Below are 6,685 nucleotides of genomic sequence, written 5' to 3' on the forward strand. Positions count from 1 at the left end.
GAGCCTCCTAGACTAAGTCATCGGCAAATTCAGAAATCGCTTTGTCCAAGCGCACAAAGATTTCGTCGATTTGTTCTTTCGTAATAATTAACGGCGGCGCGACGAGAATCGTGGAGCCTCCGCCCATCGTCAAAAGCCCGTACTTATTGCGCAAATCCGGAATCAAATTGCCGAGGAAAGCTTCGCCGTTTTTGTTTTTGCGAATGACGTCTTTATGATCTTTGCTGTAGCTAAATTCAATCGCACCGAAAAGTCCAATCGAACGCACATCGCCCACAGATTTATGCTTTGCTTTGAGTTCTGCAAGTTTCTGCTTTAAATAAGGTTCAAGTTCGAGCACGTGTTCTTTGACATTTAAGCGTTTGTATTCCTTAATGCAAGCAAGTGCTGCAGCAACGCCGAGCGGATGCGTGTTATAAGTAAGTCCCGCCGTAAAAGAATTCTGCGCATAATATTCGCCGATTTCTTTACTCACCAAGACGCCGCCGAGAGGCGCATACGCACTGTTTACGCCTTTTGCAAACGTGATGATATCAGGTTCAACATCTTCGCGCTGGCAGGCAAACCAATCGCCGCTGCGCAAGAATCCGCTCATCACTTCATCGCAGACAAGCAAGATGCCATACTTCTTCGTAATTTCGCGAAGGCCTTTCAAATATCCCTTCGGATACAAATAGACGCCGTTACTTCCCGTGACCGATTCAATGAAAAGGGCTGCGATGGTATCGGGACCTTCTTGCTGAATTTGATATTCGGTGCGAGCCAAGAAATGCTTCGTCGCTTCTTCTTCAGTTTTGAATTTAATGTCGTAGCCGTAAAGATGCGGCGCCGGGAATTTGATAAATCCAGGAATCGTCGGGAAAAGACTTGCGCGATCGCTTTCGCCCGTTAAACTGCTTGCTCCATAAGAGCTTCCGTGATACGATTCATACTTCGATAAAATTTTATCGCGGCCGGTAAATGCTTTGGCAAATCGAATTGCAAATTCATTCGCTTCGGAACCACCCAAAGTGAAAAGCACTTTGCCCATATTCTTCGGAGCGATTTCTTCAATCAAAAGCTTCGAAAGTTCGCCCGCTTCATCAAAGGCGTGGCGCGGCGCAATATAAGCCAAACGTTCTGCCTGCTTTTGAATTGCAGCGATAATATTTTTGTTGTTAAATCCGATGTTCACATTCACCAGCTGCGAAGAAACATCGATGTATTCTTTTCCCTTTTCATCGTAAACGTAAATGCCATTTGCATGATCGATGTGAAAAGGTTTGTAATCTTTATGCGGAGCATTCGCAAAGGAAAACAGATTGTATTTGCGAGCCGATTCGTAATCGTTAATAGAATTTGTCTGTGTCATGTTTTATCTCCTTGGTTAAATAAAATATTCGGGGTTAGGCTTTACTCTTGCCAGATTAAAGCGTTCTAAAATTTTCTTGCGCAGTTTTAAGAATTCTTCACTTCCGCGGTTGCGCGGGAAAGTTTCATCAATTGTTAAAACTTCGCTTATGCGCCCTGGGCGCGGTGTCATAATCACAATGCGATTTGACAAATAAATTGCCTCGTCAATATCGTGAGTGACAAGAATCATCGTCGTGTTATTCTTTTGTTTCAAATTCAAAAGCAAGTCTTGAATTTCGGCACGCGTAAACGAATCAAGAGCGCCCATCGGTTCATCGAGAAGCAAAACTTCGGGGTCGTTGATTAACGCCCGCGCAATCGCTACGCGCTGCGCCATGCCGCCGCTGATTTGATGCGGATAATTTTTTTCAAAACCGACGAGTCCAATTTTTTCAATAAATTCTTGCACCCGATTGGCGTTTTCCTTAAAGACTTTTCGCACTTTCAAACCGAGCGCAATATTTTCTTCGACGGTGAGCCATTCAAATAAGCAGCCTTGTTGAAAAACATAACCGCGCTTCGAATCCGTTCCTTTTACCGATTTTCCGTCGAGTAAAATTTCTCCGCTTTGCACCGCATCAAGCCCTGCTATTAAACGCAAAAGCGTTGTCTTTCCGCAGCCCGATGCACCGAGAATCGAAATAAATTCGCCGCGATGAACATTCAAATTGATGTCTTTCAAAATCAATTTTTGTTCACCCGTTTTTTCGTTTTCAAAAGAACGGTTCACTTGGCGAATGGATAAAACTTCATCTAAAATTTCATTCATGAAAAACTCCTAGCGAACGATTCCTTTTTGATAACGCAGCACATAATTTTGAATCGCAGAAACCACTTTCAAAATCGCGCCGAATAAAATTGCCATCACGAGAATTGCAGCAAAAACTTTGTAGTAAGCACTCCAAACTTTTGACGTGTTAATGTAGTAGCCAAGTCCGCCCGGCTGCCCCATCATTTCGGCCATCACAAGAGTCGTAAACGAAAATGCGCTAGCCGTTGTAATGCCTGTAAAAATTTGCGGCATCGCATGTGGAATCGCCACATGAAAAATTTGGAAAAATGAATTGGCTCCAAAAGTTTTGGCGAGTTCAAATTTCGCTTTCGGCGTCGAAAGAACGCCTTCGGCTGTCATCGTCGCAACCGGAAACCAAGCGCAAATCGCAATCAAAAATGTCGCCGCCAAAAACGAAGTCGGAAAAAGCGTCAAAGCAAAAGGCATCCACGCAACCGCAGGAATTACCCCGCTCACATTTAAAATCGGATTTACCCAATAACGAAATTTCGGAAACCATCCAATCAAAACTCCCGTGAGAATTCCCAAAAGAACACCGCTTAAAAATCCCGCAAAGAAAAGCCGAATCGAATACAGCGTATTTTGCAAAACAAAAGCGCCATCGCCTAAGAACGCATCGAGAATCACCGCGGGGCCCGGGAAAAACGGCTGCGGCAAAATCAAAAATTTCGTTCCCAACAAATCCCAGAGCGCAAGAAAAATTCCCAACGCAAAACGAAACTGCGCATGCGAATTAAACTTTTGAATTTTATAACGCGGAACTTTTCTCACATATAAAACAATCGTCGCCACCGCATAATACACGATAATCAACGCCAAAACAAATCGATACGCATCGTTATCGTTAATCAAAAATCCAAAGTAATCATACGATTTCAAATTCACGCCTTGGGCAACTTGCGGCACAAAGGCGTTTACCAAAATCGCAATCAAAAATCCAAGAATACTCAGCACAAAACTTTTCACAATCCAACTCCGTCCAGTTTCAAAAAATTTTTAGGCAAAAAATTCCTAACGTTACAAGCGCACTTGTAACTTCAAAAAATTTCGTCTTCAAATTTCTGTTAAAGTTTCAGTTCTTTCTTTTGACGCGCAAAATATAGACGCGAAAATTCATCTTGTCCAATACTATCTTTTTATGCCATGTTATAAAAATTTGTTATAGCAAATAAGGGGGCTGTGTATCAGCATTACAGGAAATATTACGAGGTGAGGGAAAATTCAAAAAGCCGCCCTTTCGGGCGGCTTTCTTTAATTCCATTTTGAATAGTCTTCGCATTTCATTCCCCAAATTTCACCGGCTTCGCTTCTCGATGTTCGCCGATTAATTTTTCCATCCAAATCATATCATACCACGTGTGAAATTTATAGCCGCTTTTGTGAAATGTGCCAACAAGAGTAAATCCCATTTTTTCGTGAAAATATTTGCTGTCATTGGTCAAATGCGAATCTTCTTTTTCAGAAACCGCGATGCACGCATTCATATTGAGAATTCCCATTTTCCGAAGAGAATTTTCTAACGATAAATAGAGCGATTTTCCAATTCCTTTTCGGCGGGAATTTTCTTGTAAAAATCTACAGCTTTAGAACATTCTTTCAATCGTCAAAAGAAATATCGATTTAAAAACAAATCAAAATTAACCATTTAAGTAAATTTATAAACTTTTTAGATTGACATTCAATGCTAAATTGATTATATTTCCATTGAATTCCAAACAGGAGACACATTATGGTATCATCTTTTGGCAAATTTTTACGGAATCTTAGAATGGATTTAGGCGAACTGCTACTTAACATGGCATGCAAGCTTGAAGTGTCCCCAGCTTTTCTTTCCAGCGTAGAAAATGGAAAGCGTAAAATTCCCGAAAATTGGTTATCAAAAATCAAAAAGTTATACAAGCTTAATGACGCTCAAGTCGCAAAGATGAAAGAAGCTTTTTATGATTCAAACAATGAAGTCGAAATTGGCTTAGAAAATTTACGGGAAAACCAAAGAAATTTAGCAATCGCTTTTGCTCGTAAATTGGAAACAATTCCCGATCAAGACATCCATAAAATTTTAAGAATTTTAGATAAGGAGAAAAATTAGTGAATTTCAAAGCAACAGCTTTATCTATAAAAGATATTAGACAAATTGTCAAATTAATCCGCAAAAAATGTGGCCTTGAAAATTGCCATAATATTCCAGTTTGTGAACTGTTTGAATGGGTTTTAAACAAACTATTCGATGAAGTGGAATGGGAAATTGTTCCTAAATCAAAAATGGCTGAAGAAGGCATAACCTTCACTGGGCTTCATTGTATAAAAATAAGAGAAGATGTTTACATCAATGCTTGTCAAGGGGACGGCAGAGCTCGTTTTACAATCATGCATGAAATCGGACATTTTATTTTACATGATCCAACCCGTGTTGCTTTATGTAGGCTTGCACCAGGAGAAAGGCTTCGCGCATTTGAAGACCCCGAATGGCAGGCAGACACTTTTGCTGCAGAATTTTTAATGGATTTAGACCTTATCAAAGGTATGGAATATAAGCAGATTTCTGCTGTTTGCGGAGTAACATTTAGAGCTGCCCAAACAAGAATTGCGAAATTACAAAAGGAGGGTTCTAACTAAAAAACACCACCCATTTTAAAATTTAAACAAGTCCTGTACAGCGAATACAGGCTATTAAGAAACTGCATCAGCAGATTTTAGTTAACGACTAACTGATCTGTCTTGATGTTCAAACATTTTATTGTCGTAAAACGACAAAGGTATTTTATGTCAAGACAATTCTTTGACAAATTAAGGCGTTGTGTACCTTCTACTTTTGAGGAGGATTCACATGGGAACAAGTAAACCGGGGCGCTATATGAATACAAAAGGAAGCGCCCAAACGATGAGTCAATTTGCACTGATTCATGCATCAGAAGGTAGATTTACCAAACCGCAGAAGTCTGCAATAAAATTACGACTTGCTGCTGGTGGACATAGTCAAAAAGGATTAGAGTTGCTTGAAAAATATGGAATAAAGTATAACATTGTAAAAACCTATCCTAATGGAGTTCGTGTAGGAAATATTCCTAATCATCAAGCAAAACGTAAGCGATTAGGTATAAGCCAAACATGGTTTCCATCATCTTGGAATGAAAAGAAGATTAAGCGAGCGGCAGAACATGTTGCTCGATTATACAGAAACCGCAATGCCCCAGACGGATTAACTATATTCGGAACATATAAAGGTGTTCGTGTGGGGGTTATGAAAACGAACGGACAAATCGCAACAGCTTTTCCTGACAAATTTCAACCTTGAGGATTAAAATGATTGATGTTAAAGAATACAAAGCAATCATTGCAGAACGCAAAAGAATCGCAGTCGAAACTGATGATAATTGGGACTACGGCATCGAAATGTGCTGGAATAAATTGATAGACATGCTGACAAAAGATATCAATGAAACGATTGATTTTCTTGAAAATGTTTGCAGTCCCGACGAAATCAATTGGACGAGTGAAATTTTTGAAGACATCGTTCAAAAAACAAACTCAAAAGAATTCGTCGCAGCGCTTCATCGAATTTACGAAAAGATGCCTGAAGATGTAAAGCAATCTATCGCAGTCGATATAAAGTATGCCGATTTATCCTTAGATTAAATCAAAAATCGCAAAATTACAAAAGGAGGAATCTAACTAAAATTATCATCCATTTTAGAGTTTAAACAAGAACTGTACAGCGAATACAGTCAATTAGTAAAAAACATCAGCAGATTTTAGTTAACGACTAACTGATTTGTCTTGATGTTCAAACATTTTGATCGTCGTAAAACGACGAAAGGATTTTTATATCAAGACAAATCGTTGACAGATTAAGCCTTTGTGTACCTTCTACTTTTGAGGAGGATTCACATGGGAACAAGTAAACCGGGGCGCTATATGAATACGAAAGGAAGCGCCAGAACAATGAGTCAATTTGCATTGGTTCATGCATCAGAAGGCAGATTTACCAAACCGCAGAAGTCTGCAATAAAATTACGACTTGCTGCTGGTGGACATAGTCAAAAAGGATTAGAGTTGCTCCAAAAATACGGAATAGAGTATAACATCGTAAAAATATATTCAAATGGAGTTCGCGTTGGAAATATTCCAAACCACAAAGAAAAGCACGGTTCTGTCAAATAAACTGTGTCATTTAGTTTTTGTTAGCTAAAAAAAGAGCTTTGAAATTTCAAAATTGAAGAAGCGAAAAGCAAAATCAAAGCGTTGTTTTTTCAACTCGATTTTGTCTTTGCGACAACTTCAAATTTCTCCTTTTGAAGCAATTCAAATATAATAAGAAATGATAAAATTGTCATTCCTTGTTTGAAAAATCATCCAATTAAAGTTTTTGTGTTTCCGTTTGGGGGCGGAGAAAATTCATTTTGGAATTGGTCTTTGGAAACACGGATTCTATTGCGTCCGGAAAGCCTGAAAGTCCGTCTACACAAGCGATGAGAATGTCTTCCACTCCGCGATTTTTCA

The 6,685-nt window shown here is 39.3% G+C and carries 8 protein-coding genes and 2 pseudogenes; 5 read left to right on the forward strand and 5 right to left on the reverse strand.

The annotated features are described in order from the left end of the window. Positions 1-7: 7 nt before the first annotated feature. The 4 genes and pseudogenes from B0H50_RS03715 to B0H50_RS03730 form a co-directional block, all read right to left on the reverse strand. Positions 8-1,351: an aminotransferase class III-fold pyridoxal phosphate-dependent enzyme gene (locus tag B0H50_RS03715; protein WP_106197903.1), complete on the reverse strand. Its 1,344-nt coding sequence runs from the start codon at positions 1,349-1,351 to the stop codon at positions 8-10. Positions 1,352-1,366: 15 nt separating this feature from the next. Beyond that, positions 1,367-2,161, reverse strand: coding sequence for an ABC transporter ATP-binding protein (locus B0H50_RS03720; RefSeq protein ID WP_106197904.1), 795 nt, complete (start codon positions 2,159-2,161; stop codon positions 1,367-1,369). A 9-nt stretch (positions 2,162-2,170) separates the two neighbouring features. Continuing rightward, a complete protein-coding gene (locus tag B0H50_RS03725) occupies positions 2,171-3,151 on the reverse strand; it encodes an ABC transporter permease (RefSeq protein ID WP_199191857.1) in 981 nt (326 codons plus the stop codon). Between the two features lie 314 nt (positions 3,152-3,465). Further along, a pseudogene (locus tag B0H50_RS03730) lies at positions 3,466-3,744 on the reverse strand (N-acetyltransferase family protein); the annotation flags it as partial. A 209-nt stretch (positions 3,745-3,953) separates the two neighbouring features. Between B0H50_RS03730 and B0H50_RS03735 the strand changes: the two are divergent. From B0H50_RS03735 to B0H50_RS03755, 5 genes are all read left to right on the forward strand, one after another. Continuing rightward, positions 3,954-4,274: an XRE family transcriptional regulator gene (locus tag B0H50_RS03735; protein ID WP_233244493.1), complete on the forward strand. Its 321-nt coding sequence runs from the start codon at positions 3,954-3,956 to the stop codon at positions 4,272-4,274. Further along, positions 4,274-4,801, forward strand: coding sequence for an ImmA/IrrE family metallo-endopeptidase (locus tag B0H50_RS03740; protein WP_109587266.1), 528 nt, complete (start codon positions 4,274-4,276; stop codon positions 4,799-4,801). Before B0H50_RS03735 ends, B0H50_RS03740 begins: the two co-directional genes overlap by 1 nt. Before the next feature lie 211 nt (positions 4,802-5,012). After that, positions 5,013-5,480 (forward strand): EndoU domain-containing protein, encoded by a 468-nt coding sequence (locus B0H50_RS03745; RefSeq protein WP_109587267.1) that lies wholly within the window; start codon positions 5,013-5,015, stop codon positions 5,478-5,480. An 8-nt stretch (positions 5,481-5,488) separates the two neighbouring features. Continuing rightward, the gene (locus B0H50_RS03750) at positions 5,489-5,821 is read left to right on the forward strand and encodes a hypothetical protein (protein WP_109587268.1); all 333 of its coding nucleotides are present in this window, start codon (positions 5,489-5,491) and stop codon (positions 5,819-5,821) included. 252 nt (positions 5,822-6,073) lie between these two features. Next, positions 6,074-6,346: a hypothetical protein gene (locus B0H50_RS03755; protein ID WP_199219606.1), complete on the forward strand. Its 273-nt coding sequence runs from the start codon at positions 6,074-6,076 to the stop codon at positions 6,344-6,346. A gap of 235 nt (positions 6,347-6,581) precedes the next feature. Here the strand turns inward: B0H50_RS03755 and B0H50_RS03760 are convergent. Next, a pseudogene (locus B0H50_RS03760) lies at positions 6,582-6,685 on the reverse strand (transposase); the annotation flags it as partial.

The sequence above is a fragment of the Hallerella porci genome (assembly GCF_003148885.1).
GTDB lineage: Bacteria > Fibrobacterota > Fibrobacteria > Fibrobacterales > Fibrobacteraceae > Hallerella > Hallerella porci.